The following is a 26,348-nucleotide window of genomic DNA, read 5'->3' as shown; positions in this document are numbered from 1 at the left end:
GCATCAGGAGGTGGTACAGGGGTTTGTGCCATCTCCCTCGCCTCGCTCAAGGCTGCACCTGTGGCAGATCGCCGCTGGCCTGACGCACTTCCCACTCGGCATCCAGCATGTCCTTGACCAGCTCCAGGTGCTCCAGCCTGTGCTCGGTAATCGAGCCCAGCGCATCGATCAGCTCCAGGATCGTACCCTTGCCCAGCTTGTAGGCGTCTTGTGCCATCTGGTGCAGCGGCGCGATCTGCGCCAGCCCTTCCTTCTCGTAGTCGCGCACGGCCGTTCGGCGCAGCGACAGCTGCTGCAGGGCGCGCTGCAATTCGGACTGAGCGGCAAGCACGACCGCATCACGGCGCAGCTCGGCCTGGTCGGCCTCCACCTTGGCGCGCTCGATGGGGCCCTGGCGGCGGTCGAAAAGCGGGATCTCCACGCTCACGCCCACCTGGTTGAAACTGCCATCCACGCTGTTGCGGATACGGGAGAGACCAAAGGATGGCGTGGGCAATGCTTCACGCTGCTCCAGCTGGATTTTCTGGCGCGACCTGTCGAGCTCGGCCTGCGCGGCACGCAGACTCGGCAACTGGGTCTGCGCCTGGTTCCACAGCTGCTCGTAGCTGGCTGCCTTGCGAATGTCAGTGGCCTGCAGGCTGCCTTCCACACGTACCTGCCATTGCGGCAAGGCCGCAATGCTGGCCACGCGTGATGCTGCATCCCGCAAGGCGGCCTGAGCCTTGCTGACCTGCATGCTCATCTGTGCCTGTTGCAGGTTAAGGCGCGCGCCGTCATAACGGCTGCGCGTGCCTGCTTCGATCTGGCCCTTGACGATGTTGCCTGCCTTCTCCAGCTCATCACGGGCAGCCAACCACACCTGATAGCGCTGCTGTGCCACCAGCAGCTCATTGAAGGCATGGGCTGCATCGCTCATGGTGACGGCGACTGCGACATCGGCATTGGCCGCAGCGGCCTTCTCGCCCAGCCTGGCGTTCTCGATGCGCATGCCGCGCTGGCCGAAGATGGGGATGGCCTGCTCCACACCCCATTCCTTTTCGCCGCGCTTGCTGGAGTAGTGCATGGCGGGATTGGGTATGGTGGCAGCCGTCTTGCTGTCGGCCTTGGCCAGATCCAGCTGCATGCGATCAGCCGCCAGATTGGGCTGGTTCTGCACGACGATGCGCAGATATTCCTGCAGGGTCACAGGCTGTGCAGGGGCCGCCAAACGGCCCGCTGCAGCATTGCTCTGCACGGCTGCATCCATAGTCTCGGCAGCATGGCCCATGCCGCTGAAAGCACCGCAGCACAGTGCAGCGGCCATGGCCAGAGAGTGCCACTTATTCATCTTGAGCGCTTTCATCACGTTCTTCCTGCGTCAACATGTTCTTGGGGCCCAGCAAGGCATACAGCACGGGCAGCAGCACCAGTGCCACCAGTGGCAGCACCACCATGCCGCCGACGATGACCGAGGCAAAGGGGCGCTGGGTTTCGCTACCCACGCCGGTAGACAGAGCCATGGGCAGCAGGCCCAGCAGCGCCAGCAAAGCCACCAAAATGATGGAACGCATGCGCTCGGCTGCACCTTCGATCAGCGCCTGCATCAAGGGCATGCCCTGACGGCGCAAATCCTCGACCGCAGAGACCACCAGCAAGCCCGCCAGGGCCACCTGACCCAGCAAGGCGATAAAGCCGATGGCCGCGCTGATGGACAGCTCGATGTGTGCCAGATGCAAAGCTGCGATGCCGCCCACCATGGCGAACGGCGCGCACAGCAGGATGATGCCGGCGCTGCGGGCCTGGCCCAGCGCGCCAAACAGCAGGGCATAGACGATGACCAGAGACAGCGGCACCACCACCTTCAGGCGTGCAGCCGCACGCTGCTGGTTCTCCCACTCGCCGCCCCAGACGGCCTGGTAGCCTTCGGGCAGCTTCACGTTCTGCTTGAAGGTGGCCAGCGTGTCCTTCACCACCGAGCCGATATCCCGGCCTTCCACGTTGAATTTGAGCGCCATGTAGCGCGCATTGCCTTCGCGGAAGATGGAGGAGTTGCCGATCTTCATGCTGACCGTACCGACCGATCCCAGGGGGACCGAACCACCATCGGGCAGCGGTATGGCGATGTTGCGAATGCGCTCCTCGTCCATGCGGTCCACATAGGGCAGACGCACGCGCACCGGCACGGGGAACTCGCCCTCCCACAAAGTGGTGGCCACATTGCCTGCCAGGGCCACTTCCAGCGTCTTTTGCGCGTCTTCCATGGCAATGCCCTGGCGCGCCAGTGCCTGGCGATCGAACTGCACATGCACCTGGGGTGCCGGAGCATCGCGATACAGATCCAGGTCAACCACGCCATCGATGCCTTTCACCAGCGACTTGGTCTGCTGAAGAATGCCGCGCAGGGTGGGAATATCGGGGCCGAACAGCTTGAGCACGACCTGGCCGCGCGCGCCCGATGTGGACTCTTCCACGCTGTCGCGAATAGGCTGCGCGAAGTTGAAGGCCACGCCGGGAATTTCACCCAGCGTCGCACGCATTTCCTCGATCAGCGCAGGCTTGGTCAGGCCCTTGCGCCAATCGCCGTGGGGCTTGAGGCGCACCAGCACCTTGGCCAGATTGAGCGTCTCGTTGTCGGTGCCCGATTCGGGACGTCCCTGCTCAGTGGTGACGGTAATCACCTCGGGGAACACCTTGAGGCGCAGACGCACATCGCGCAGCACTTCCTGGCCTTTTTCCAGCGAGATGGAAGCCGGCATCTGCACCAGCACATAGGCATCGCCCTCATCGAGCTCGGGCAGGAACTCGGTGCCCAGCCATTTGGCTGAAACCCCGGCCACCACCAGCACGCTCACGAACACGGCAATCACGGCCGTGCGACGCTTGGCTGCGCCCAGCACCTTGGCGATCCAGTGCTGGTAGCCATGGTGCGCGCGGTCGAAGATCTTGGGCTCTTCCACCATCACATGCTTGGGCTTGAGCATCAGGGCGCACAGCGCAGGCACCAGTCCCATGGCAAACACCAGCGCGCCCAGCAGGGCAAAGCTGTAGGTCATGGCCAGCGGGCGGAAGATGCGGCCTTCGATGCTCTGCAGCGAGAACACGGGAATCAGCGCCGCAATCACGATGGCCATGGCGAACAAGGTGGGCTTGGCCACGGCAACGGCCGAATCCACAATGATGTGGCGCATGTCATTGGCCGTCTGCGGCTTGCGCTGGCGTGCATTGCGGATGATGTTCTCGGCCAGCACCACGGCACCGTCCACCATGATGCCGAAGTCGATGGCTCCCATGGAGATCAGATTGGCGGGCATGCCCAGCCAGTGCAAGCCGATGAAGGCCACCAGCAGCGACAGCGGAATCACGGTGGCCACGATCAGCGAGCCACGCAGGCTGCGCAGGAACAGCCACAGCACGGCCACGATCAGCGTGGCCCCGAACAGCAGGTTGTGCTGCACGGTCTTGAGCGTATGGCCCACCAGATCGGAGCGGTCATAGTTGGTGACCATGTGCATGCCTTCAGGCAGGCCGCCACTGTTGAGCTCCTCGACCTTGGCATGAATGTCATCGAGCACGATGGAAGGGTTGGCCCCGCGCTTGAGCAGCACAATGCCCTGCACCACATCGTTCTGGTCGTCCATGCCCACCGAGCCCTGACGCGGCGTATGCGACTGCGCGACACGCGCCACGTCACCGATGGTCACGGGAGCCTTGCCACGCATGGCAACGACCACATCCTGAATCTCCTGCGGATTGCGCAACAGGCCGATACCGCGAATGATGAAGGACTGCTCGCCGCGGCGCATCAGGCCACCGCCAACATTGCGGTTGGACTTGGACAGCGCATCGCTCACATCGTCCAGCGACAGGCCCAGGCTGTAGAGCTTCTCGGGATCGACTTCAACGTGGAACTCCTTGACGAAGCCGCCAATGCTCACCACGTCGGCCACGCCCTGCACCTGCTTGAGCACGCGCACCACATGCCATTCCTGCTCGGTGCGCAGTTGCGCCAGGGTGTGTCTGTCGCTTTGCAGGCGATAGTAAAAAATCTTGCCCAGCGGGGTGTAGTCGGGCGCCATTTCAGGCGTCACGCCGTTGGGCAGATCTGCCTGCGGCAGACGCTGCGAAACCTCGGCACGCGCAGTGAAGCTTTTCGCGTCGTCGTTGAAGACCAGGTTGATCATGGAGAGACCGAAATAGCTCTCCGAACGCAGCGATATCAGACCCGGCGTGCCGTTGAGTTCACGCTCCAGCGGCTGCGTGATCTGGCGCTCCACTTCCTCGGGAGCCAGGCCAGGAGCCTGGGTGATCACGCCGACCTGCACATTGGTCACGTCAGGATAGGCTTCGATGGCCGTCTGCAGATAGGCGTAGACGCCATAGATGGCAATCGCCAGCGTGGCGCACAGCGCCAGCAGTCGGCGATGGACGACAAATGCAATAAATGAACGCAGCATGGTTCAGACTCCTGCCGGGACTACAGCAGCTGACTGGCCGCGCCGTCGAGCAGCAGGCCACCACGCACCACGATCTTCTCACCGACCTTGAGGCCGCTGATCACCGGCACCATGCCGCGCGATGGACGCCCCAGCGTCACTACGCGAGCTTCGAACTGGTTGTTCTCATGCTGTACATAGACCACGCTGCGGCTCTCATCCTTGATAAGCACGGCAGTGACGGGAATCAGCATCTCCTGCAGATTCGACAACTGCACGCCCACCTTGGCCTGCATGCCGGGACGCAGCACCGGGTTCTGTTCGCTCAGCTCCACCACCACGGCAGCGCGGCGCGACTCCTTGTCCAGCGTCGCCCCCAGATGACGGACCGTGCCCTTGATCGGCTTGGGCAGCTGCGGTACCTCGACCTGTACGGAGCTGCCCAGACGAATGCCGGGCAGATCGGACTCGAATACCTCTGCGACCACATTCATGGCCTGGGGGTCGCCAATCATGAACAGCGCCGCTCCCGGCTCAGCAGCAGTACCCACCACGGCCTTGCGCTCGGCCACGATGCCGGCGCGCGGTGCGCGCAGCTCGATCCGATCGCCGCCACCGGAGCCCAGCAGCGCTGCCGTGCCCTGTGCACGGCCCAACTCCTGCGAGGTTTCACGCAGCTTGGCCTGCGCGGCACGCAGATCGACCTCCACACCCACGCCCTTGTCCACCATGGTCTGCTGGCGCTGGGCTTCCACCACAGCCACGTCGTGTGCGGTCTTGGCCGCAGCCACGTCATAGCGGGTGCGCAGTGCATCGGGGCTGACCAGCGTCGCCAGCAAATCACCGGCCTTGACCATATCGCCCACATGCGCATTGACAGCCACGACACGCGCCGATAGCGGCACTGCGACCGAAGCCACACGATCCTCGACAAACGCCACATGCGCAGGAGCCCAGGCCATCTGCACCCCCTGCGGATCGGCCACGGGCGCGATCTCCAGCATCTTCACGGATTCTGGCTTGACCTGAATAAAGCCTTTGGGCAGCTGCGCAACCGGCTTCTTCGCTTCCTCGGTGGCCTTGGAGGCATCACAGCCACCCAACAGACCCGCCACGGCAATGGCCGCAGCCACCACCGGCAGTCTTGCCCATGTCCAGTTTGGTAAATGTGCCGCTCCCGGCAGTCCCACAAGGCTTTTGTTCATCGTTCACCCTTTTCCATGACTGGCAAGTGACGAGCTGGTCCGCGGCCTCACTTGCAGTGATGCCACCATGCTAGGAACAGCCCCCAGCGGCGTGGATGACACACGCATTACGGTTTGGTAAGACCGGGCACGGACTGGAACGGGGCCGCAGAGCAGGCCAGGCCCCGCTGATGGCCTGACACCAGGCAATCAGCCTTCAGACAGGCTGCATTGCCCATTTTTCAGGCAAATCACGCATACCTTCTGCAATTTGCTCAAAAAACAGGCATTTCTCATGTATTTTTTCATACATGAGTACCAAAAGCATCATCATTTCATGGTCGAGGGCCGAAGCATGCCTTGTCTCTGAATTTCAGGGAAAACACAGTCAAACCTTTGATAGTCAATGAATATCTACTATCAAAAGGTGAGCTTTAAAGTTATCCACGCGGTGGATAGATTTCGCCCTCCTCCTCCTTTGCCACCAGATTTCAACAGAAACAGGCGCTCTTGCATACAAACCAGTGCGACGAGCATTGCCGGTGGGTAATCTTGCGCCTCCAGCCGCACCAGCGGGCTTTCATCAAACTTGTGGATAAATTTGCTTTTTCACCACTGGCAAGAGCGAAGAAAGCCATGAACAACCTTACCCACAGCACTTGAAAACCATGGCATTTCTGCAAAATTACAGCAAAGTCGCAATCTAGAAAAATCTTTTTGTTCATAAAAATTTAACAACCATATCCACAGGGATTGATACATGGTTGTCTCCAGGATATGTACAGGCCAATCTTCAACCCATTCTGTGGATAAGTTTCTTGGTAACTGCACTCGGCAGAATCCACAACTACAATGAACAAGTCATATACAAGTAGTGGAAAAGTTCTGCCCACCGACTCCCTCGGATACAGCTGTAGAACATACAAACTCCCCTGATTTGTATGCCGTATTGCATAAGAAATTCAATCTTATTTAATACATATCTCTGTACGAATACTTATAAGTCGCAAAAGCACAGCGTCTTTGCGTCTCGAAAAACGCTGAAATGCATGAAAAAAAGTGGGCTGAAGAGGCCCTGAATTCCTTTGATGCCGTGGTCGGGGCCATGCCGGGATTTCGCAGTCGTGATGGACAGCGAAAAATGGCGGCCCAGATCGCACAAACGCTGAGCCAGGCCCAGCTCGGAAAAGTCGATGAAGATGAGCCGGAACCGCGTCGTGCCATCGCTGTCGTGCAGGCTGGAACCGGAGTCGGAAAATCGCTGGCCTACAGCATTCCGGCCATCCGCATGGCGCTGTCGCGCGGCACGCGCGTGCTGATCTCCACAGCCACGGTGGCGCTGCAGGAGCAACTGGTGAACAAGGATTTGCCGGCCCTGGCGCAAAAGCTGGACCAGCCTTTCAAATTCGCGCTGGCCAAGGGGCGTGGCCGCTTTGTCTGCAAACTCAAGCTGGAACGTCTGGCGAGCACGGGGGAAGCACAGGACGAGATGGACGACCTGTTTGGCGATGAGCAGGGTCAGACCAAGTTCAGTCGTCCTCAGCATGAACTGCAGGCCCGCATGCAGTTCTACAAATCCATGGCCGATGCGCTGGCCACGGAGGCCTGGAACGGCGACCGCGATTCGCTGGAGACCCCGCCCGAAGCCGAGGCCTGGAGTCCCGTGGCTGCCGAGTCCTCTTCATGCACCGGAAAGCACTGCCCGGCCTTTGGCAACTGCGTCTATTACGAGCGCCGCAAAGACCTGGTGGCAGCGCAAGTCATTGTCGCCAATCATGATTTGCTGCTTTCATCGCTGGGCTCCAAGCTGCTGCCCGAGCTGGACAATTGCCTGCTGGTGCTCGATGAAGCCCACCACCTGCCCTCCACGGCTCTGGACCAGTTTGCCGGCGAGATGGATCTGAGCCGCCTGGGCTGGATCGACAAGCTGGCCAGCCGTGCGCTGCGCGTGAACCAGGTCGCCGAAGTGGAGGAACTGGCCGACGTGCCCAAGCATGCGGGTCAGCTGCGCCAGCAGATGCAGGAGCTGGCGCGACTGGTCATGGAGCACTACGGAGAGACGCTCAAATCGCAAAAAGACAGCTATGGGCCAGCCAGGGTACGGGCACCCCGCGGAATGCTGCCAGAGGCCCTTCTGGAACCTCTGGGACAGATTGCGCACCATGCCGACGGCTTTCTGGATGCGCTGCGTGCCGTCTCCAAGGCCCTGCGTGCCGAAATCAAGGAACAACCCGAGCAAGCACAGCGCCTGTCCACCGTCTATGCGCAGGTAGGAGCCCTGGCTCCCAGGCTGGAAGCCATTTTCAACACCACGCAATTGCTGCTGCAGAACAACGAGAGCGACGGCGACGGCAAGATGGTGCCCCATGCCAAGTGGTTCACGCTGGAGATGGACGGCGAGTTCATCGTGGTCAAGGCCCATGCCAGCCCCATACAGCCCGGCTCCACACTGCGCCAGCATCTGTGGTCGCAGGTGCGCGGCGCGGTACTGACATCCGCCACGCTGACCAGCTGCGGCCATTTCGACTTCTTTTTGCGTGAGGCGGGGCTGGCCAATGACGCCTCTGTCACCACGCTGGAAGTGCCAAGTCCCTTCGACTATGCGCGCCAGGGCACGCTGGTGGCCCGTGAAACGGTCTCAGACCCGCGCGAAGCCGCACGCTTTACCGAGGAGATGGTAGAGGCCCTGCTGAACGATCTGAGCCGCATAGAGGCCGGCGCACTGGTCTTGTTCACATCCCGCGAGCAGATGCGCCAGGCCGTGGATGCGCTTTCCACCAGCATGCGCAACCAGGTGCTGGTGCAGACCGCCCTGCCCCGCCAGACACTGCTGGCACGCCACCGCGAGGCCGTGGCGATGGGTGAGCCCTCCATCATCTTCGGCATGCAGTCCTTTGGCGAAGGACTGGACCTGCCCGGAGCACTCTGCGAGTCCCTGTTCATCACCAAGCTGCCTTTTGCTCCGCCTGACGACCCCGTTGGCGAAGCCAGAGCCGAATGGCTGCGCAGCAGCGGCCGCAACCCTTTCAACGAGCTGGTGGTGCCGGCCACGGCCATTCGCCTGGCGCAGTGGGTAGGCCGCGCTATCCGGACCGAGGAAGACCAGGCCCATGTGTACTGCTATGACCGTCGCCTGACGGGCACCAGCTACGGCCAGCTGCTGATCAAGGGCCTGCCGCCGTTCACGCTGCAAAAGCGCCCTGTTTCAATGCCTTGAAGTCCTGAGCGAAGCGCGCCTTTCACACTGCTGATCCAAGGCCGTTTCGCTGCTCTTTTGCGTCATTCCTGAGGCAGGTTTTCAGCGCTCCAGGCCTTCGCAGCATGGCTCTTTTCTGCACTGCTGCCGCGCCCTTCCTGAGCACGTTCACTCAGTCCCGGCGCACTCCGCGCATTTGTAATTTTTCTAACACTTGCCGGGACTGCGAGCAGCATCTGCAGCGATGCGACGCACTGCGCGGCAAGCCCATTCCCATGCAAGACGCGATACCCGATACGCCTGCGATCCGGCCCTTTCCTCTTGGACGACCTCCATGGCGGGTGCCCAGCTCGAGCATTGACGCCTGCTGCAATGCCTTTGCACCTGCCTGGATGCCAACCGTATCCGGCCCAGTCCTGGTTCGGACTCCATAAAGTAGTCAAAAAATCCTTTGAAAACAATTATCTACGGATCATTGAATTTTTTTGAATGAATAACAAGCCATCAGCCGCTGGCATCGGCTGCATGCATGCGTGGCAAGTTTCCCCCAGCTGTTCATAACATTCTGTGGATAACAAGCGCTTCACAGTCTCTGCCACTGGAATTTATCCCCAGCTCGGATCTTTGAGGAGGCGCATCTTACGCCAATTTTTCGAGATCTGGCGCGTCAATTTTCATCAAGGGCTTTTTTTCTGAACTTCCCTCTGAAGCAAAGGGATTGAAGCGGCTGAACACGCGCAGTTCCAGCTTCCTCCAGCCCCTGTCCGGGAGTTTGCCTTCAGTTGTTCTTTAGAAGTTTTATAAAAATATAGTCGTAGTAGTAAGACTTGGCATCTGCTGTTGATAACTTCAAAAAAACAAGACAAATCAAGTCTCTTGCTCGATGACAAACATGGAGACAAACGAGGGTCGCTGCTGTCCTCCGTTCATGAACAACTTCGCCGATCTCTTGATTTTTGTGGAAAACCCAAGAGTTGGTATCTTGTTATCCACAGAAATTCATTTCTTCCTTGATAAGCATTAAATTCTATGATTGTGTTGCTATATAAGCATAGTTAGCTATGTTTTTTATAGTGAACAACTGATGTAAGCATGCTTGGGCACATTGGATGTCAGAGGTGTGGTGAAGCAAGAACCTCCTGAACGCGATCTGATCGGCCGGTTTTTTTATCCAGGCCCTCTCAGATTGCTGTGTACACTTCGGCCAAAGTTGTTATTTCTACTCTTATCTTTTTACTTAGTAGTAATAGTAAGTAGTCCACTTAATTGTTGATAAGTAATTAAGTTCATTGAAAATCAACAACTTGCACTTATTAAAAGTCTGTGCCCTTACATGGGCTGCCGATGTCCTTGATTTGGGAACAACTTTCCAGAAGCTTGCCTGTCTGTGGAGAACTGAAAATTTCCTTGGCTTTTATCACCATGTTTATTAACAGGTCACGCAAATGCTGCAAAGCATGAAAAAAGCCGCCCGTTGGGCGGCCTGGTCGACCCGGATCGCGCTGGCCCGGGAATTCAGAAGTGGCGTGCGTATCGCAGCTGAAGAAAGTTCTCTCCCGGATTGGGGCGCTTGATGCCTGCATTGGACTGATGCTCGAAGCGCAGGCTGATCTCGTTTTTCAGTTGCTCGCCAAACAGGTAGCCGATGCCTATATGGCTGGCAAAGTTGTAGCGGGTCGAAAATTCCTTGTGATCGGTGATGAAGCGGTGGTTGATGGCATAGCTCACGCCCAGGCCGGCTTGCAGGAACCAGGGAGACTGGCCTTGAGAGGGGCGCCAGCGCAATGTGGGTTGTGCACCCAGAACCCAGCTTGAACGATTGCCGCCCTGATAGTCGGCCGACCAACGGCTGACAGAGAGATCCCAGTAACCCGTCATCCGTCCCGAGCCAAGGGCGTAGCTCCAGTTCCAGGGGAGGATGACGCCGCCCGTCCAGCTGTCGGTGCTGTGCTCCGCCGAGCCGTACTGCAGATAGATAGCTGTTGTCGATGATGGCGCAGGCTGTGCATGAAGCATGGGGCTTGCCAGGCTGATCAGCGTCGGGACTACAAGATTTGTTGTCAATTGCAGTTTTTTCATGTCAATTGCCATCTAAATGTTTTGAATATGGTCGCGACATCGATGCTTGGGTATTGCCTGGATTTCGCTCCCTCTGTGGATATGAATCTAGAAGCTTGTGAATAAATGTTCTGTCGGCAAGCGCTTGCGTTGGTAGTCAGCCAATTGATATCGAAATGAAAAAAGCCCCCGGTCATGACGACCGGGGGCTTTTATGGAGAAGGCGATTGAGCTCGGCTTACTTTGCCGCAGGGGCTGGAGCTGCGGGACGCTCCTGGCCGGGTTTGCCGCCATGGTGGCCGTGATGACGCTCACCACGCTGGTGATGCATGTGCAGGGTGGCTGCATCGAAGGTCTTTTTCTGCTCGGCATTGAGCTGGGCGTAGAAGGCCTTGGTGGCTTCGGCACGACGGTCCATCTCGGCCATGCGCTTGCCGCGCATTTCACGCATCTTGTCGATGCGCTCTGGCGTGGTCAGCTTGGCAAAGGCTTCGCGGTCGCCGGGGGCAGGGCGTTCACCGGGCTTCATGGCCTGGGTGTAGGTGGTCCAGGCCGCTTGCTGCGCAGGCGTCAGCTTCAGATCGGCCTTGAGTTTTTCCATGCGCTGCTTCATATGCTCCATGCGGTCGCCACGCTTGTCCCCACGCTGGTGCTGGTGCGGCTCGGGCGCTTTTTGAGCGGCTGCGGGTTGCTCGGCAGGGGCGGAGGTCTGGGCAAAGCTGGGCAGGCTCAGCGAGGCGAGCAGGGCGGTTGCAACAGCGGCGCCGGTCAGTGTCTGGCGAAAGCGGGTCATGTCTGTTTCCTTTTCGGTTGAAGTGGAAGAAGTGGCCGCCTGGTCTTGCTCCTGAATGGGCATTCGGTAGCGGATGACTGAAGTGTGGCCCCCCCATGTTTCTGAGACGTGAGGTTTTGCAGCCGCTCTGTAAAGATTTGATAAGTTTGAGTGGCTGCGACTGCGCAACAATGCATGCATGGGCTGCATTGGCGGCCGATTTTTTTCCGCGAGATCCAGCTGCAGGAGCTGGCGACGATTGAAGGTTTAGCAAAGGTTTTTGATGTTCAAGAACATGATTGTTTATCGCATTGCCGAGAGCTGGCAGGGCGATCTGCAGCAGCTCGAAGATGCGCTGCAAAAGACGGTGTTTGAGGAGTGCGGCGCGACCCAGGAGCGCTCCGTGGGCTGGGTGCCGCCGCGCGGCGAGGCCCATGGCCCGCTGGCGGAAAGCGTGGCCGGCCAGTGGGTGATGCGCTTCATGAGCGAGTCCAAGATGCTGCCGGCCAGCGTGCTCAATCGCAAGGTCAACGAGAAGGCCGAGCACATCGAAAAGACGGAGGGTCGCAAGCCCGGCAAGAAGGAAAAGAAGGAGCTCAAGGACGAGGCCAAGCTGGACCTGCTGCCCATGGCCTTCACCAAGCAGGGCAGCATGTGGGTCTGGATCGATGCGCAGGCGCGCACGCTGGTGCTCGATACCAGTGCGCAAGGCCGTGCCGACGAGATCGTGACGCTGCTGGTCGAAGGCCTGCCAGGCTTTGCGGTGGCGTTGCTGGACACGCAGACCAGTCCGCAGGCCGCCATGGCGCACTGGCTGATGACGCAGGAGCCGCCCGCAGGTTTTTCCATCGACCGCGAGTGCGAGCTCAAGGCCGCCGATGAGTCCAAAGCCGTGGTGCGCTATGCGCGTCACCCGCTCGATATCGACGAGGTGCGCCAGCATATCGAGCATGGCAAGCTGCCGACCAAGCTGGCCATGACCTGGGATGACCGCGTGAGCTTTGTGCTCAGCGAAGGTCTGCAGATCAAGAAGATCGCGCTGCTCGATGCGGTGATGGATGGCCAGTCCCAGGATGACGGCGGTTTCGATACCGATGTGACGATTGCCACGGGCGAGCTGTCTCGCCTGATTCCCGACCTGATCGAGGCGCTGGGTGGGGAAGGGCGCACGGGTCTGGGCGAAGGCCTGCCTGCATCGCTGTCGTCGGCGCCTGCGGCAGAAACTTTGCCCGTGCGTCTGGCACAAGGGCGCAGCCAGGGAACGGTCACAGGGCCGGCCACGGCGCCCGCCGATACGGCCCCGGAAGAGGCGCCGTTCTGATGCTATGAATGATGTAGCTTCTTACGCATGTAAATAAAGGATTTCAGTATTTATTGACGCTGAAATCAATGGCTAGCAAGCGCAAGAAGCTATCAAAAAAAGGCCTGCCAGATGTCTCCGGCAGGCCTTTTTCATGGGCGCTTCAGGCGCCCGGAAACGCGGTATCAGACGCGCTCGAAAATCGCGGCAATACCCTGTCCGCCGCCGATGCACATGGTCACCAGCGCATAGCGGCCGCCAGTGCGCTGCAGCTCATAGAGAGCCTTGGTGGTGATGATGGCGCCGGTAGCACCCACGGGGTGGCCCAGGGAGATGCCGGAGCCGTTGGGGTTGACCTTGGCAGGGTCCAGAGCCAGCTCCTGAATCACGGCGCAGGCCTGGGCGGCGAAGGCTTCGTTGGCTTCGATCACGTCCATCTGTTCGATCTTCAGACCAGTGCGTGCCAGCACCTTCTGCGTGGCGGGGACCGGGCCGATGCCCATGTATGCGGGCTCGACACCGGCGTGGGCGTAGCCGACCAGGCGGGCAATGGGCTTGGCGCCGGAAGACTTCAGCGCCTGCTCGCTCATCATCAGCACGGCAGCCGCGCCATCGTTGATGCCGGAGGCGTTGCCGGCGGTGACCGTGCCGCCTTCCTTCTTGAACGCGGGCTTCATGCCGGCCAGGGTGTCCAGCGTGGTGGCGGCGCGCACATGTTCGTCGGTGTCGAACAGCACCACGCCCTTGCGGCTGGCAATTTCCACGGGAACGATCTGCTCCTTGAAGCGGCCGGCCTCGATGGCGGCAGCGGCGCGCTGCTGGCTGATGACGGCCAGTTCGTCCTGCATCACGCGGCTGATCTTGTAGCGTTCGGCCACGTTTTCAGCAGTGATGCCCATATGCATTTTTTGCCAGGGGTCGTGCAGGATGCCCAGCATGTAGTCGATGCTCTTGGCATCGCCCATGCGTGCGCCCCAGCGCGCGGACATGTCGAAGTAGGGGCCGCGGCTCATGGATTCGGAGCCGGCGCCAATGGCCACTTCGCAGTCGCCCAGCGCAATCGATTGCGCTGCCGAGACGATGGCCTGCAGGCCAGAGCCGCACAGGCGGTTGACGTTGAAGGCAGGGGTTTCGATGGGGCAGCCGGCGTCCACCGCAGCCACGCGGGACAGGTAGGCGTCGCGCGTGTCGGTGGGGATGACGTTGCCCATCACCACATGACCCACGGTGTCGGCAGCGATGCCGGCACGCGCGATGGCGGCCTTGACCACGGTTGTGGCCAGCTGGGCGTTGGGAACGTCCTTGAGGCTGCCGCCAAAAGTGCCGATGGCCGTGCGCGCGGCGCTGACAACGAAGATGTCTCTGGTGCTCATGGTTTGTCTCCTGCATCGCGTCGGCAATGCTTGTGCTTGAATGATTTGAAAAGATGAATGAGAGCAACCGCATTCATCGCACAGAGTATTCTGCAGTATTTGCTGCAGTGCAACATGTCTCGTTGTTGACGCTGCCCTGCGTGGGTGGCGATGGTTTCACGTGAAACCCGCAAGCCGCCGCAATCCGCCTCAGGCCGCAGCCCTTCGCCTGCTTCTCGGAGTGGGGGCCGTGGGCTCGTGATGAGCCGGCGTCAGGTCGGTGTCCGCGCTGGCCAGGTCGTCGAGGATGGGGCAGTCAGGCCTGTCATCGCCGTGGCAGCAATGCACCAGAGTCTGCAGCGTGCGCTGCATGGACTGCATGGCGGCGATGCGCTCGGTCAGAGTGGCAATGTGCTTTTGCGCGATGGCCTTGACCTGGCTGCTGGCACGGCCCTGGTCCTGCCACAGGCCGAGCAGGGTGGCGATCTCGTCCATGGAAAAGCCCAGATCGCGCCCGCGACGTATGAAGCGCAGAGCATGCACATCGGCTTCGGTGTACTGGCGATAGCCGCTGTCGGTACGGTGCACGGGTGGCAGCAGGCCCAGTGACTCGTAGTGACGCACCATGCGCGCAGAAACCCCGGCGCGGCGTGCGGCCTCGCCGATGACGACAGGCCAGTTCTGAGCGATTTTTTGTGTCGGTGGGTGGTTGGGCATGGCTAGTCCTGAAAAAACGCGCCAGCAGCCTTCTGATGGCTTGCATGGGGTGCTGGCGCGGTGGGAGAGGCTTCGCTCAGGCTACCTTGTAGCCCTCTTCGGCAATGGCGGCTGCCACGGCTTCGCGGCTGGCGCCGGTTTCGACTTCCACACGGTTGGCGGTGCGGTCGATCTTGATCTGTGCCTGGGCATCGACGCCCTGGATGGCATTGGTGACGGCGCGTTCGCAGTGGCCGCAGGTCATGCCTTGAACTTCAAAAACTTGTTGCATGGATGGCTCCTTCAGAAAGTGAGTCGGCCGGACTGGCGGACTCCATGTCTTGAATGGTCAACCCTAACATCATGGCAAGGTCAAGCCTTTGACAAGACATGAAGCCGGCAGGGTTGATAAGCCGCAAAGACTGCCGATAAGAACTTGTCATATTGCACATCGCCATGGCTTGGGCATCGCAGTCACGGGTTTTTCTCGGTGTTGGTGACAATCTGAAACAATTTGCAAGTTCTGGCCCGACAATGCCAGTCGTTCAAAGTGGAGAGAGATTCATGAGTCTGTTGGAAATGATGCGGGGCTTCACCATCCGCACGCGCATGATGGGCGCCATTGGTGTGGTGATGGTGTTGCTGGGCTTGCTGGGGGGCGCCGGGATGTTGGGCATGTTCCGCATCCAGGACATGAGCCAGGAGTTTCTGAGCAACGCCTTTGTCAAATCGGGCCATATGGCGCAGCTGCGCACCGAGCTGGGTGGCATCCGTTCCAGCGAGAAGGACATGGTCATCCAGTACGAAAAGCCCGAAGAGGTGCGCAAGGCCTATCAGCAATGGGTCATGTTCATCGACAAATCCAAGGTGACATTGGGCAAGTTTGTGACCGACCAGAATGCACAGGACGCACAGCTGACCAAGAGCATCATTGGGCATATCGACGCTTATCGAAAGCTCTTCGAGCCTGTGGCGCGCCAGCTGGAGGCCGGTGGCTATGATTCGGCCACCACGGCCAACCGCATGAGCGGCAAGGCTCTGGCCGAAGTCATGGAGGCCGACAAGCTGCTGGCGCAGCTGGACAAGCTGCTGCGCCAGCAGGCCGACGCACTGGCTGCGGCCGAGCGCGACGTGGCCGACCAGACACGCTGGATGTTTGTGGTGGCCGTGATCCTGGCGCTGGTGGTGGTGATTCCGCTGACTTTGCTGAACATGCTGTCCATCTGCCGTCCGCTTGAAGTGGCCCGTCAGATGGCACTGACGATTGCTGGCGGCGATCTGTCGCACAAGGTCGAGGTCAGCGGCAAGGATGAGCTGACGGATCTGCAGCGTGCGCTGGACCAGATGCAGCAGTCGCTGGGCACCACGGTGGCCCAGGTGCGCGATGCCAGCGGCAATATCGCCACGGCCAGCCAGGAAATTGCCACGGGCAACCAGGATCTGTCGGCCCGCACCGAACAGACGGCCAGCAATCTGCAGGAAACCGTCGCGTCGCTGGCTCAGCTGACGGCCACGGTGCAGCAGACCGCATCGTCTTCGCAGCTGGCCAACCAGCTGGCGGCCTCGGCCTCTTCGACGGCCGTGCAGGGCGGCCAGATCGTCGGCCAGGCCGTCAACAGCATGCAGGAGATTTCGGCCTCCAGCCGCAAGATCGGCGACATCATCGGCCTGATTGATTCCATTGCTTTCCAGACCAATATCCTGGCGCTGAATGCCGCTGTGGAAGCGGCCCGTGCCGGCGAGCAAGGCCGTGGTTTTGCCGTGGTGGCGGCCGAGGTTCGCAGCCTGGCCCAGCGCTCGGCCCAGGCTGCCAACGAGATCAAGTCGCTGATCAACACCAGCGTGCAGACCGTGGACGTGGGCGCGCGCCAGGTGGAGAGCGCAGGCAAGGCCATGCAGGAGACCGTGGACAGCGCACAACGTGTGGGCGACATCATTGGCGAGATTACAGCGGCGTCCAGCGAGCAGTCGCTGGGCATCAGCCAGGTCAACCAGGCCGTGGGCGATATCGACCGCATGACCCAGCAGAATGCGGCACTGGTGGAAGAGTCTGCCGCCGCCGCAGAATCGCTGCGCGAGCAGGCGGCGCGACTGGCACAGCTGGTCAGCCAGTTCAAGCTGGCCGGCGGCGCGCTGCATGCCGCACAGCGCAGCCCCAGAACTGCCGCCCATCCCGGTATGGCGCCTGCCCAGGTGGCCTCTGCCCAGGTGGCTTTGCCGGGCCAGAAGCAGCAGTTGCTCGAACAGGCCTGATCCTCGGGCGGAGCACGCCCACAAAAAAGCCCGGTTGCTGCGCTGCACCGGGCTTTTTTCTTTCGTTCAACAGCTGCTGTCGCAAGCGGCGACGGGGCCTGCAGCCCGCTCGCGCTTACTGGCTGGCGAGCGCAGGGTAGTCGGTATAGCCGTCGGCCCCGCCGCCGTAGAAGCGTTCGCTGTTCCAGGCATTGAGCGGCAGATCGTCGCGCAGACGGTGTACCAGATCGGGGTTGGAGATATAGGCCTTGCCGAAGGCCACGACATCGGCATAGCCGCTTTCCACCGCGCGCGTCGCCAGCTGGCGGTCATAGCCGTTGTTGACCATCCAGACTCCCTTGCCGCCCGCAGAGCGATAGGCCTGCTTGAGTGCCTGGTAGTCGAAGGGGCGATCCGCGAGTTCGCGCGGGCCGCCAGTTGCGCCTTCGATCACATGGATATAGGACAGGCCCAGCGGCGCGAGCTGGCGCACCAGATGCTCAAACAGTGCCTGCGGGTTTTCGTCCACGATGTCGTTGGCTGGTGTGACCGGAGAGATGCGGATGCCGACCCTGCCGGCACCGATGGCATCGGTCACAGCGCGCACGCATTCCAGCACCAGGCGGGCCCGGTTTTCGATGCTGCCGCCGTAGTCGTCGCTACGCTGGTTGGTGCCGGTCTTGAGGAATTGATCGAGCAGATAGCCGTTGGCTGCATGCAGCTCCACGCCATCGAAGCCCGCCGACTGCACGGCCTCGCGCGCAGCGGTGGCGAAGCTGTGAACAATGCCCGGCAGCTCCTTCTGCTCGAGTGCGCGCGGCGCCGAGGTGGCGACAAACTGGCCTTGTCCCGTCTCGCGGTCGATCACAAAAGTCTTGGAGCGGGCCGTCAGCGCCGACGGCGCGACCGGCGCCTGCAGGTCGGGCTGCAGCACGTTGTGGGAGATGCGGCCCACATGCCAGAGCTGGGTGACGATGCGCCCGCCCTTGGCATGCACGGCATCGGTGACTTTCTTCCAGGCCTGCAGTTGCTCTTGGCTGTACAGACCGGGTACGTCGGCATAGCCCTGTCCCTGGTGGCTGATGGCCGTGCCTTCGCTGATCAGCAGGCCGGCAGAGGCGCGCTGGACATAGTAGGTCTGCATCAGCGGCGTGGGTACCGCGTCGGGAGCGCGGTTGCGCGTCAGCGGTGCCATGGCAATGCGGTTGGGCAGGCGCAGGCTGCCCGCTTCAATCGGGTCGAACAATGAGGTCATGCAGAACTCCAGATGAAAAAAGCTCGGTGGGTACCGAGCTTTTGAGTTTGCATGGGTGTCAAAAAACTTACTTCAGCAAGCCTTCTGCCTTCATGGCGGCCTGTACTGCGGGGCGCGCCAGAATGCGCTCGCGGTAGGCCTGGATGTGCTCGAGCTCGGAGATGTCCAGGCCCACAAACTGGGCCCAGCCCGTGACCGTGAAGAAGTAGGCATCGGCCACGGTGAACTGGTCGCCCATCAGATAGGTCTTGTTGGCGAGTTGCTCGTTGACCCAGGCCAGGCGCTTGAGTACGCTGGCGCGTGCCAGGGGCTTGTAATCCTCTGGCGTTGCAGGATTGAACAAGGGGCCGAAGCCCTTGTGCACCTCGGTGCTGATGAAGTTCAGCCATTCCTGCAGGTGGTAGCGGGCCACCGTGCCGTTGGCGGGCGCCAGGTTTTTCTCGGGGGCCAGGTCGGCCAGGTATTGAACAATGGCCGGGCCTTCGTGCAAGGTGTCGCCGTTGTCCAGCACCAGAAAGGGCACATAGCCCAGAGGATTGATGCCGTAGTAATCCGTTCCGTCCTGGAGCTTGTGGCTCTTGGTGCTGACCATCACAGTTTCATGCTGCAGGTCTGCTTCATGCAGCACGATGTGCGGAGACAGGGAGCAGGCGCCGGGGCTGTAGTAAAGCTTCATGGTGAGTGGCTCTCTATGCAATGAAAAGACAAGCGCCCATGCTAAACCGGTTGCATGTCATATGCATATGCAGCCGACAGCAAGTAGTCCGTATCCGTGGGGGATTGCTCAGCCCAGGCGCCCTGCAGCCCACAGCACCTGCTGCACCAGTGCTTCCATGCCTTGCTGGTTCTGGGCGCGCAGCAGATGACCCTGGCCATCGAAAGCCTCGCCCGCCTGGCTCACGGCATGGCTGCGCGGTGCCACCCAGCATTCCAGGTTCAATAGCAGCGCAGCGAGGTGTGACTGCGCTCTCAGGCCGCCAAGACCGCCAGGCGAGGCACTGGCCATGCCGACGACCTTGTTGCGAAACGGCAGGACGCCATCGGACCACTGAGCATCGCCCTTGACCGGGCTGGAGGCCCAGTCGATCGCGTTCTTGAGCAGGGCAGGGTAGCTGCCGTTGTACTCGGGGCTGCAGACAATCCAGGCAGCATGGCTGTGCATGGCTTGCTTGAGGCGAATGACATCGGCTGGAGTGCCCTGCGCTTCGAGGTCGGCGTTGTAGAGGGGGATGTCGTAGTCCGACAGCTCCAGCAGGCTGGGCTCTGCGCCTTGCTGCCGGGCGATGGAGGCGGCCACCTTGGCCAGTTTGCGGTTGTACGAGTCTTGGCGGGTGCTGCCCGCAAAAATGAGGATTTGCATGCAGGCATTGCAGCACAGAGCGATTGCACTTTTCATGCGTAGGCAGGGTGATCAGGGCAAACATCTAGGCCTTGGCTCTGGCTGCCATGTTTCACGTGAAACCCCCCTGGCAAGGCATTGTTGCGCCAATGGTGGGAAAATTGCAGGTTCCCCGCAGGGCTGGACATGGCGCGAAAACATGTCCGCCTGCCATGAGAGCCGAGGCATGGTTGCTTCGTGCAGGGGCAAGGGCCGGGCTTGGCCCGGAGCAGAAATATGTTGTACCCACAGGAATTTGACGTGATCGTGGTCGGTGGCGGTCACGCCGGCACCGAGGCTGCGTTGGCCGCTGCGCGCATGGGCAGCAAGACATTGCTGCTGACCCACAATATCGAAACCCTGGGGCAGATGAGCTGCAACCCCAGCATCGGCGGCATCGGTAAGGGACACCTGGTCAAGGAGGTCGATGCCCTGGGCGGAGCCATGGCCCTGGCGACCGACAAGGGCGGCATCCAGTTCCGCATTCTGAACAGCTCCAAGGGACCGGCCGTGCGTGCCACGCGAGCCCAGGCCGACCGCATTCTGTACAAGGCCGCGATTCGCGAGATGCTGGAAAACCAGCCCAATCTCTGGCTCTTCCAGCAGGCCGTGGATGATCTGATGGTGGAGGGCGACCGCGTGGTCGGTGCCGTCACCCAGGTGGGTCTCAAGTTCCGCAGCCGCACCGTGGTGCTGACGGCGGGCACCTTCCTCGACGGCAAGATTCACGTGGGCCTGAACAACTATGCAGCAGGCCGTGCGGGCGATCCCCCCGCTGTGAGCCTGTCGGCACGCCTGAAGGAGCTCCAGCTGCCGCAGGGGCGCCTGAAGACCGGCACGCCCCCGCGCATCGACGGCCGCAGCATCGACTTCAGCCAGTGCGAGGAGCAACCCGGCGATGGCATGCCAGGCGGCGTGAACGAGGGCGAAGTGCCCGTGTTCAGCTTCATGGGCAACCGTGCCATGCATCCCCGCCAGATGCCTTGCTGGATCACGCACACCAATGCGCGTACGCACGAGATCATTCGCAGCGGCTTTGACCGCAGTCCCATGTTCACCGGCAAGATCGAGGGCGTGGGTCCGCGTTACTGCCCCAGCGTGGAAGACAAGATCAACCGTTTTGCGGACAAGGAAAGCCATCAGATCTTTCTGGAGCCCGAAGGCCTGACCACGCACGAGTTCTACCCCAATGGGATCTCCACCAGCCTGCCGTTCGACATTCAGTACGAACTGGTGCGCAGCATGAAGGGGCTGGAGAACGCCCATATCCTGCGCCCAGGCTATGCCATCGAGTACGACTACTTCGATCCGCGCTCGCTCAAGAGCAGCTTCGAGACCAAGCAGATCCAGGGTCTGTTCTTTGCGGGCCAGATCAATGGCACGACCGGCTATGAAGAGGCGGCCGCTCAGGGTCTGTTCGCGGGCCTGAACGCAGCGCTGCAGTGCCGTGGCGAAGGCCCCTGGATGCCGCGTCGCGACGAGGCCTATCTGGGCGTGCTGGTCGACGATCTGATCACCAAGGGCGTGACCGAGCCCTATCGCATGTTCACCAGCCGCGCCGAGTTCCGCCTGCAGCTGCGCGAAGACAATGCCGATATGCGCCTGACCGAAGCGGGCCGCCAGATGGGTCTGGTCGATGATGCGCGCTGGGACTCCTTCAGCCGCAAGCGCGATGCTGTTTCACGTGAAACAGAGCGCCTCAAGTCCACCTGGGTGAACCCGCGTGTCGTGGCTGCGGAAGAATCCGAGCGCGTGCTGGGCAAGGCCATGGAGCGCGAATACAACCTGTTCGACCTGCTGCGTCGCCCGGGTGTGGACTACGACAAGCTCATGGGCATGAACGAGGGCAAGTACGCCAGTGCCGATGTGCAGCCCGAGGCGCTGGGCGAACTCAGCGCCCCGGTGATCGAGCAGGTGGAGATTGCCGCCAAGTACTCTGGCTATATCGACCGTCAGAAGGATGAGGTGGAGCGTGCCGCGCATTTCGAGCGCCTGCGTCTGCCGCTGGAGTTTGACTATATGCAGGTGGCGGCGCTGTCCTTCGAGGTGCGCCAGAAGCTGCAAAAGCACAGACCCGAAACCCTGGGTCAGGCTTCGCGTATTTCGGGGGTGACGCCTGCTGCCATCTCGCTGCTCATGGTGCATCTGAAAAAAGGCGGCTTCAAGGGCTTTGCCAATCAGAACGAAGAGGCTTCCGCATGAGCCAGGTTTTGCGTACTCAGCTGGAGCAGGGCGTTCAGGCACTGAAGCTGGATCTGGCTCCGGCCCAGATCGATCTGCTGATGTCCTTCATGGATCTGCTGCAGAAGTGGAACAAGGTCTACAACCTGACGTCGGTGCGTGATCCCCAGGAGATGCTGACGCATCACCTGCTCGACAGCCTGGCTGCCGTGCCCGCTTTGCTGCGGCATGTGAGCAGCCTGCCGCTGGAAGAGGGCAAGCGCCTGCCGCTGCTGGACGTGGGCTCCGGCGGTGGTCTGCCTGGTGTGGTGTTTGCCATCTGCTGCCCGCAGATCGATGTGAACTGTGTGGATACCGTGGGCAAGAAGGCCGCTTTCATCCAGCAGGTGGCTGCATCCTTGCGCCTGCCCAATCTGCGCGGCATTCATGACCGGGTGGAAAACCTCAAGACCCAGTACCCGGTCATCAGCTGCCGCGCCTTTGCGTCCCTGGTGGACTTCACCACCTGGTCGCGCAAGGCTCTGGCCGAGGACGGAATCTGGTTTGCCATGAAGGGCAAGCACCCCGATGAGGAAATTGCTGCGCTGCCTGCCGACGTGAAAGTGTTTCACGTGGAACCTTTGGTCGTGCCCGGCCTGGATGCCGAGCGCTGCGTCATCTGGTTGAAACTGGCTTCTTGAGCAGTAAAGCTTGGTCGGGCACTTTGTTTCCAAGGGGAGCAAAGTGCCTTTTTACATACTGTGTCAGGCAACATCTGTGCAATGCAGATGCACCGGTCATGACCCTCGCATAAACTTGCTGTTTTCCATCGCGCAGGGTTTGAATGTTTGGCATCTCTGATTACGGCGCTTTTGCAGCCGCCGTTACCGTTTTCTTGCTGATCCCTGGACCAGGCAATCTGGCCTTGATTACCTCCACGGGCAAGGGCGGATGGAGAGCGGGCCTTGCATGCTGCTTGGGTGTGATGGCTGCCGACCAGGTGCTGATGTGGCTGGCCGTGGCCGGTGTGGCGGCGGTGCTGGCCGCCTATCCCGCGGCCTTCCATGCCGTGCAATGGGTGGGGGCGGCCTATCTGGCCTGGCTGGGCTACAAGCTGCTTACGGCCAGGCCCGGCGATGCACCAGCCATCGAAATCCAGCCGCGCCAGTATTTCCGTCAGGGTGCTCTGATCACTCTGATGAACCCCAAGGCCATCGTGTTCTACATGGCGTTCTTTCCCATGTTCGTAGACCCTGCCAATCACCAGGGCGCCGTCACCTTTGGCGTGATGGCTGCCACGGTGGCGGCAATTACCTTTATCTACAGCGTCATTGTGGTGACGCTGACCACGGTGTTGGCAGAGCGTCTGCGTGCCAATCCGGCCGTGGTGAAGTGGCTGGAAAAAACAGCCGGTGTGTTTCTGATCGGTTTTGGCCTCAAGCTGGCCGCCAACTAAAAGAGAAGTTCAATGGCCAAAATTTTCTGTGTTGCCAATCAAAAGGGTGGAGTGGGCAAGACCACGACCACGGTCAATCTTGCCGCCGGTCTGGCCAAGGTCGGCCAGCGTGTGTTGCTGATCGACCTGGACCCGCAGGGCAATGCCACCATGGGCTCCGGCGTGGACAAGCGCGCGCTGGAGCTGACGGTCTACGATGTGCTGCTGGAAAACGCCAGCATCAAGGAGGTGGCCCAGAAGTCCGAGCAGGTCGGCTATGACGTGCTGGGCGCCAACCGCGAGCTGTCGGGCGCCGAGATCGAGCTGGTCTCGCTGGAACGCCGCAACGAGCGCCTCAAGACCGCTCTGCAGGCCGTGGCCGCCGACTATGACTTCGTGCTGATCGACTGCCCGCCTTCGCTGTCCATGCTGACATTGAACGGTCTGTGCTCGGCGCATGGCGTGATCGTGCCCATGCAGTGCGAGTACTTTGCACTGGAAGGCCTGACCGATCTGGTCAACACCATCAAGCAGGTGCATGCCAATATGAATCCCGACCTGCAGATCATCGGTCTGCTGCGCGTGATGTTCGATCCGCGCACCACGCTGCAGCAGCAGGTCAGCGACCAGCTCAAGGAGCATTTCGGCGACAAGGTGTTCGATACCGTGATCCCGCGCAATGTGCGCCTGGCCGAAGCCCCCAGCTACGGCCTGCCGGGCGTGGTGTTCGACGCCTCGGCCAAGGGCAGCAAGGCCTTTGTCGAGTTCGCCGAAGAGATGGTGCGCCGTATCAAGAAAATGTGAGTGTTTCACGTGAAACAGCTCCCCGTCTCCTATCCAGCCATCGCCAACGACCATGACCTCTGAAGCACTGAACCCGCAGCATGTCTGGCTGCTGCCCGGCTGGCAGAACTCCGACCCCGGCCACTGGCAAAGTCTGTGGCAGGAGCAGTACGGCTACCAGCGGCTGGAGCAGCACAGCTGGCAGCATCCGCTGCGTGGTGACTGGAGCATTCGTCTGCAGGAAACCGTGCTCGACGCTCCGGCTCCCGTCACTCTGGTGGCGCACAGCCTGGGCTGCGTGCTGGTGGCCTGGTGGGCGGCACATTCTCAAGTAGCCAGGAGCAAGGTGCGCGGTGCGTTGCTGGTGGCCCCCGGCGACACCGAGCAGGAGAGTCTGCGCGGCGTCCTGCCGGGCTGGTCGCCCGTGCTGCTGCAAAAGCTGCCCTTCCCGTCGATACTGGTGGGCAGCGAGAACGACCCCAACTGCTCTGTAGCGCGTGCACAGGCCATGGCACAGGGCTGGGGCTGCCGCTTCGTGAATGCGGGTGCCGCAGGCCATATCAACACGGCCAGCGGATTGGGACTGTGGGAAGCCGGGCATGAGCTGCTGCTCTCCCTTTAAAGAAAGAATTCAGCAATGGTGACTAAGAAACCCAAGGGCCTGGGACGTGGTCTGGAAGCCCTGCTGGGCCCCAAGGTCAGCGAAGCAGAGCAGGCCGCAGCGAGCGGGTCTCAGGCCAATCTTCCGAGCACCCTGGCGCTCAATGTGATGGTGGCCGGCCAGTACCAGCCGCGCACCCGAATGGACGAAGGCGCCTTGTACGAGCTGGCCGAGAGCATCAAGGCCCAGGGCATCATGCAACCGATTCTGGTGCGCCAGCTCTCCCGGGGCGACAACGCCGGCAAGTACGAAATCATTGCCGGCGAACGGCGCTTCCGTGCCGCGCATATCGCGGGGTTGTCCGAGGTGCCGGTGCTGGTGCGCGAAGTGCCTGACGAAGCCGCTGCGGCCATGGCACTGATCGAGAACATTCAGCGCGAAGACCTGAATCCGCTGGAAGAGGCGCAGGGGCTGGCCCGCCTGGTCAAGGAGTTCGGTCTGACCCACGAGCAGACCGCTCAGGCCGTGGGCCGCTCGCGCAGCGCCGCCACCAATCTGCTGCGCCTGCTGAATCTGGCCGAGCCCGTGCAGACCATGCTGATGGCCGGCGATATCGACATGGGCCATGCGCGGGCGCTGCTGACGCTGGACCGTGCCACCCAGATCACGGCAGGCAACCAGATCGCGGCCAAGAAGATGTCGGTGCGCGAGGCCGAGTCGCTGGTCAAGAAGATCGGTGCCGAGTTCAATCTGACGCGCCAGAAGGCCAAGAAAGATGGCAAGTCGCGCGATGTGAAACGCATCGAGGAAGAGCTGTCCGACCTGCTTACGGCCGATGTAGAGGTGCGCATCAAGAAGACCGTGCGTCGCCACGGCAAGCAGCAGGAAATGGGCGAGATCGCCATCCAGTTCGGCTCGCTTGACGAGCTCAACGGCATCATCGAAAAGCTGCGTGGTGAAGCCTGAGAGCCTGACCACGCCAAGGCTGATTCTGCGGCAATGGACGCCGCAGGATTTGCCGGAGTTTGCCGCGCTCAATGCGGACACGGAAGTCATGCGCTACTTCCCAAGCGTGCTGGACAGGCAGGCCAGCGATGCCCTGGCCGCCAAGGCCGAAGCTCTGATTGCCGAGCGTGGCTGGGGATTCTGGGTTGCGCAGGATAGAGCCACCGGGCACTTGGCAGGGATGATTGGCTTGCACACTCCCGCAGCAGAGCTGTCGTTTTCACCCTGCGTGGAAGTGGGCTGGCGGCTGGCCCGGCCATACTGGGGCAAAGGGCTGGCGACAGAGGGTGCAAAAGCCGCGCTGGATTTTGCGTGGAATGAGCTGCTGCTGGATGAAGTTGTGGCGTTCACGGCGGTGCCGAACAAGCCCTCGCAGGCCGTAATGCAGCGCCTGGGAATGCAGCCCGATGCGAAGACATTCATGCACCCTGATCTGCCAGCTGGGCACGCGCTGGCTGAGCACTGTCTCTACCGTATTCGCCGCAGCTGATGCTGCAAAAAAGGGCATCCATCTGGATGCCCTTTTTTG

The 26,348-nt window shown here is 61.1% G+C and carries 22 protein-coding genes; 10 read left to right on the top strand and 12 right to left on the bottom strand.

Annotated elements, in window-relative coordinates; all coding sequences use genetic code 11:
• Positions 1-46 precede the first annotated feature (46 nt).
• The 4 genes from DFO48_RS13300 to DFO48_RS25280 all read right to left on the bottom strand — a co-directional run bounded on the left by DFO48_RS13300 (position 47) and on the right by DFO48_RS25280 (position 6,358).
• Positions 47-1,342 (bottom strand): TolC family protein, encoded by a 1,296-nt coding sequence (locus DFO48_RS13300; protein ID WP_114863690.1) that lies wholly within the window; start codon positions 1,340-1,342, stop codon positions 47-49.
• The gene (locus DFO48_RS13295; protein WP_003072108.1) at positions 1,320-4,433 is read right to left on the bottom strand and encodes an efflux RND transporter permease subunit; all 3,114 of its coding nucleotides are present in this window, start codon (positions 4,431-4,433) and stop codon (positions 1,320-1,322) included. The genes DFO48_RS13300 and DFO48_RS13295 overlap by 23 nt, the downstream gene beginning before the upstream one ends.
• A 20-nt stretch (positions 4,434-4,453) precedes the next feature.
• Positions 4,454-5,617 (bottom strand): efflux RND transporter periplasmic adaptor subunit, encoded by a 1,164-nt coding sequence (locus DFO48_RS13290; RefSeq protein WP_034347924.1) that lies wholly within the window; start codon positions 5,615-5,617, stop codon positions 4,454-4,456.
• A 588-nt stretch (positions 5,618-6,205) separates the two neighbouring features.
• Positions 6,206-6,358, bottom strand: coding sequence for a hypothetical protein (locus DFO48_RS25280; protein ID WP_158545664.1), 153 nt, complete (start codon positions 6,356-6,358; stop codon positions 6,206-6,208).
• A gap of 283 nt (positions 6,359-6,641) precedes the next feature.
• Here DFO48_RS25280 and dinG point away from each other — a divergent pair, with 283 nt between their 5' ends.
• Positions 6,642-8,813: an ATP-dependent DNA helicase DinG gene (gene dinG, locus DFO48_RS13285; RefSeq protein ID WP_114863689.1), complete on the top strand. Its 2,172-nt coding sequence runs from the start codon at positions 6,642-6,644 to the stop codon at positions 8,811-8,813.
• A 1,494-nt stretch (positions 8,814-10,307) separates the two neighbouring features.
• Here the strand turns inward: dinG and DFO48_RS13280 are convergent.
• Both DFO48_RS13280 and DFO48_RS13275 read right to left on the bottom strand, forming a co-directional pair.
• The gene (locus tag DFO48_RS13280; RefSeq protein ID WP_114863840.1) at positions 10,308-10,871 is read right to left on the bottom strand and encodes an acyloxyacyl hydrolase; all 564 of its coding nucleotides are present in this window, start codon (positions 10,869-10,871) and stop codon (positions 10,308-10,310) included.
• A gap of 217 nt (positions 10,872-11,088) precedes the next feature.
• The gene (locus DFO48_RS13275) at positions 11,089-11,643 is read right to left on the bottom strand and encodes a Spy/CpxP family protein refolding chaperone (protein ID WP_114863839.1); all 555 of its coding nucleotides are present in this window, start codon (positions 11,641-11,643) and stop codon (positions 11,089-11,091) included.
• Between the two features lie 262 nt (positions 11,644-11,905).
• Between DFO48_RS13275 and DFO48_RS13270 the strand changes: the two genes are divergently transcribed.
• The gene (locus DFO48_RS13270) at positions 11,906-12,943 is read left to right on the top strand and encodes a recombination-associated protein RdgC (RefSeq protein WP_114863688.1); all 1,038 of its coding nucleotides are present in this window, start codon (positions 11,906-11,908) and stop codon (positions 12,941-12,943) included.
• A gap of 164 nt (positions 12,944-13,107) precedes the next feature.
• On the opposite strand, the gene DFO48_RS13265 is transcribed toward DFO48_RS13270, so the two are convergent.
• From DFO48_RS13265 to DFO48_RS13255, 3 genes are all read right to left on the bottom strand, one after another.
• The gene (locus DFO48_RS13265) at positions 13,108-14,295 is read right to left on the bottom strand and encodes an acetyl-CoA C-acyltransferase family protein (RefSeq protein ID WP_003072098.1); all 1,188 of its coding nucleotides are present in this window, start codon (positions 14,293-14,295) and stop codon (positions 13,108-13,110) included.
• Between the two features lie 189 nt (positions 14,296-14,484).
• On the bottom strand, positions 14,485-14,991 hold the full coding sequence (cueR, locus tag DFO48_RS13260) for a Cu(I)-responsive transcriptional regulator (RefSeq protein WP_114863687.1): 507 nt from the start codon (positions 14,989-14,991) through the stop codon (positions 14,485-14,487).
• A gap of 76 nt (positions 14,992-15,067) precedes the next feature.
• Complete coding sequence (locus tag DFO48_RS13255; protein ID WP_003072092.1) at positions 15,068-15,262, bottom strand: heavy-metal-associated domain-containing protein; 195 nt, start codon at positions 15,260-15,262, stop codon at positions 15,068-15,070.
• A 272-nt stretch (positions 15,263-15,534) separates the two neighbouring features.
• On the opposite strand from DFO48_RS13255, the gene DFO48_RS13250 reads away from it, so the two are divergent.
• Positions 15,535-17,223: a methyl-accepting chemotaxis protein gene (locus DFO48_RS13250; RefSeq protein ID WP_003072090.1), complete on the top strand. Its 1,689-nt coding sequence runs from the start codon at positions 15,535-15,537 to the stop codon at positions 17,221-17,223.
• Between the two features lie 115 nt (positions 17,224-17,338).
• Here DFO48_RS13250 and DFO48_RS13245 read toward each other — a convergent pair whose 3' ends face one another.
• The 3 genes from DFO48_RS13245 to DFO48_RS13235 all read right to left on the bottom strand — a co-directional run bounded on the left by DFO48_RS13245 (position 17,339) and on the right by DFO48_RS13235 (position 19,853).
• Positions 17,339-18,457, bottom strand: a complete 1,119-nt coding sequence (locus tag DFO48_RS13245) for an alkene reductase (protein WP_114863686.1) — start codon at positions 18,455-18,457, stop codon at positions 17,339-17,341.
• Positions 18,458-18,524: 67 nt separating this feature from the next.
• Complete coding sequence (gene gstA, locus DFO48_RS13240; protein ID WP_003072084.1) at positions 18,525-19,133, bottom strand: glutathione transferase GstA; 609 nt, start codon at positions 19,131-19,133, stop codon at positions 18,525-18,527.
• 108 nt (positions 19,134-19,241) lie between these two features.
• Positions 19,242-19,853 (bottom strand): NADPH-dependent FMN reductase, encoded by a 612-nt coding sequence (locus DFO48_RS13235; protein WP_199406998.1) that lies wholly within the window; start codon positions 19,851-19,853, stop codon positions 19,242-19,244.
• A 219-nt stretch (positions 19,854-20,072) separates the two neighbouring features.
• On the opposite strand from DFO48_RS13235, the gene mnmG reads away from it, so the two are divergent.
• The 7 genes from mnmG (at position 20,073) to DFO48_RS13200 (ending at position 26,309) form a co-directional block, all read left to right on the top strand.
• A complete protein-coding gene (gene mnmG, locus DFO48_RS13230) occupies positions 20,073-22,037 on the top strand; it encodes a tRNA uridine-5-carboxymethylaminomethyl(34) synthesis enzyme MnmG (protein ID WP_114863684.1) in 1,965 nt (654 codons plus the stop codon).
• Entirely contained in the window at positions 22,034-22,696 is a 663-nt protein-coding gene (gene rsmG / locus DFO48_RS13225) for a 16S rRNA (guanine(527)-N(7))-methyltransferase RsmG (protein ID WP_114863683.1), read from the top strand. The genes mnmG and rsmG overlap by 4 nt, the downstream gene beginning before the upstream one ends.
• A 143-nt stretch (positions 22,697-22,839) precedes the next feature.
• Complete coding sequence (locus DFO48_RS13220; protein ID WP_003072075.1) at positions 22,840-23,451, top strand: LysE family translocator; 612 nt, start codon at positions 22,840-22,842, stop codon at positions 23,449-23,451.
• A gap of 12 nt (positions 23,452-23,463) precedes the next feature.
• Positions 23,464-24,234 carry a ParA family protein gene (locus DFO48_RS13215; RefSeq protein ID WP_003072073.1) on the top strand — a complete coding sequence of 257 codons (771 nt, stop codon included), beginning with the start codon at positions 23,464-23,466 and terminating at the stop codon, positions 24,232-24,234.
• A 52-nt stretch (positions 24,235-24,286) separates the two neighbouring features.
• Entirely contained in the window at positions 24,287-24,835 is a 549-nt protein-coding gene (locus DFO48_RS13210) for an alpha/beta hydrolase (RefSeq protein WP_114863682.1), read from the top strand.
• Between the two features lie 15 nt (positions 24,836-24,850).
• The gene (locus DFO48_RS13205) at positions 24,851-25,780 is read left to right on the top strand and encodes a ParB/RepB/Spo0J family partition protein (protein WP_003072066.1); all 930 of its coding nucleotides are present in this window, start codon (positions 24,851-24,853) and stop codon (positions 25,778-25,780) included.
• The gene (locus tag DFO48_RS13200; RefSeq protein WP_114863681.1) at positions 25,767-26,309 is read left to right on the top strand and encodes a GNAT family N-acetyltransferase; all 543 of its coding nucleotides are present in this window, start codon (positions 25,767-25,769) and stop codon (positions 26,307-26,309) included. The genes DFO48_RS13205 and DFO48_RS13200 overlap by 14 nt, the downstream gene beginning before the upstream one ends.
• The last annotated feature ends 39 nt before the right edge of the window (positions 26,310-26,348 follow it).

This window comes from Comamonas sp. AG1104 (assembly GCF_003350425.1).
Taxonomy (GTDB): Bacteria; Pseudomonadota; Gammaproteobacteria; order Burkholderiales; family Burkholderiaceae_C; genus Comamonas; species Comamonas testosteroni.
This window is presented reverse-complemented; position numbering and strand designations above follow the sequence as displayed.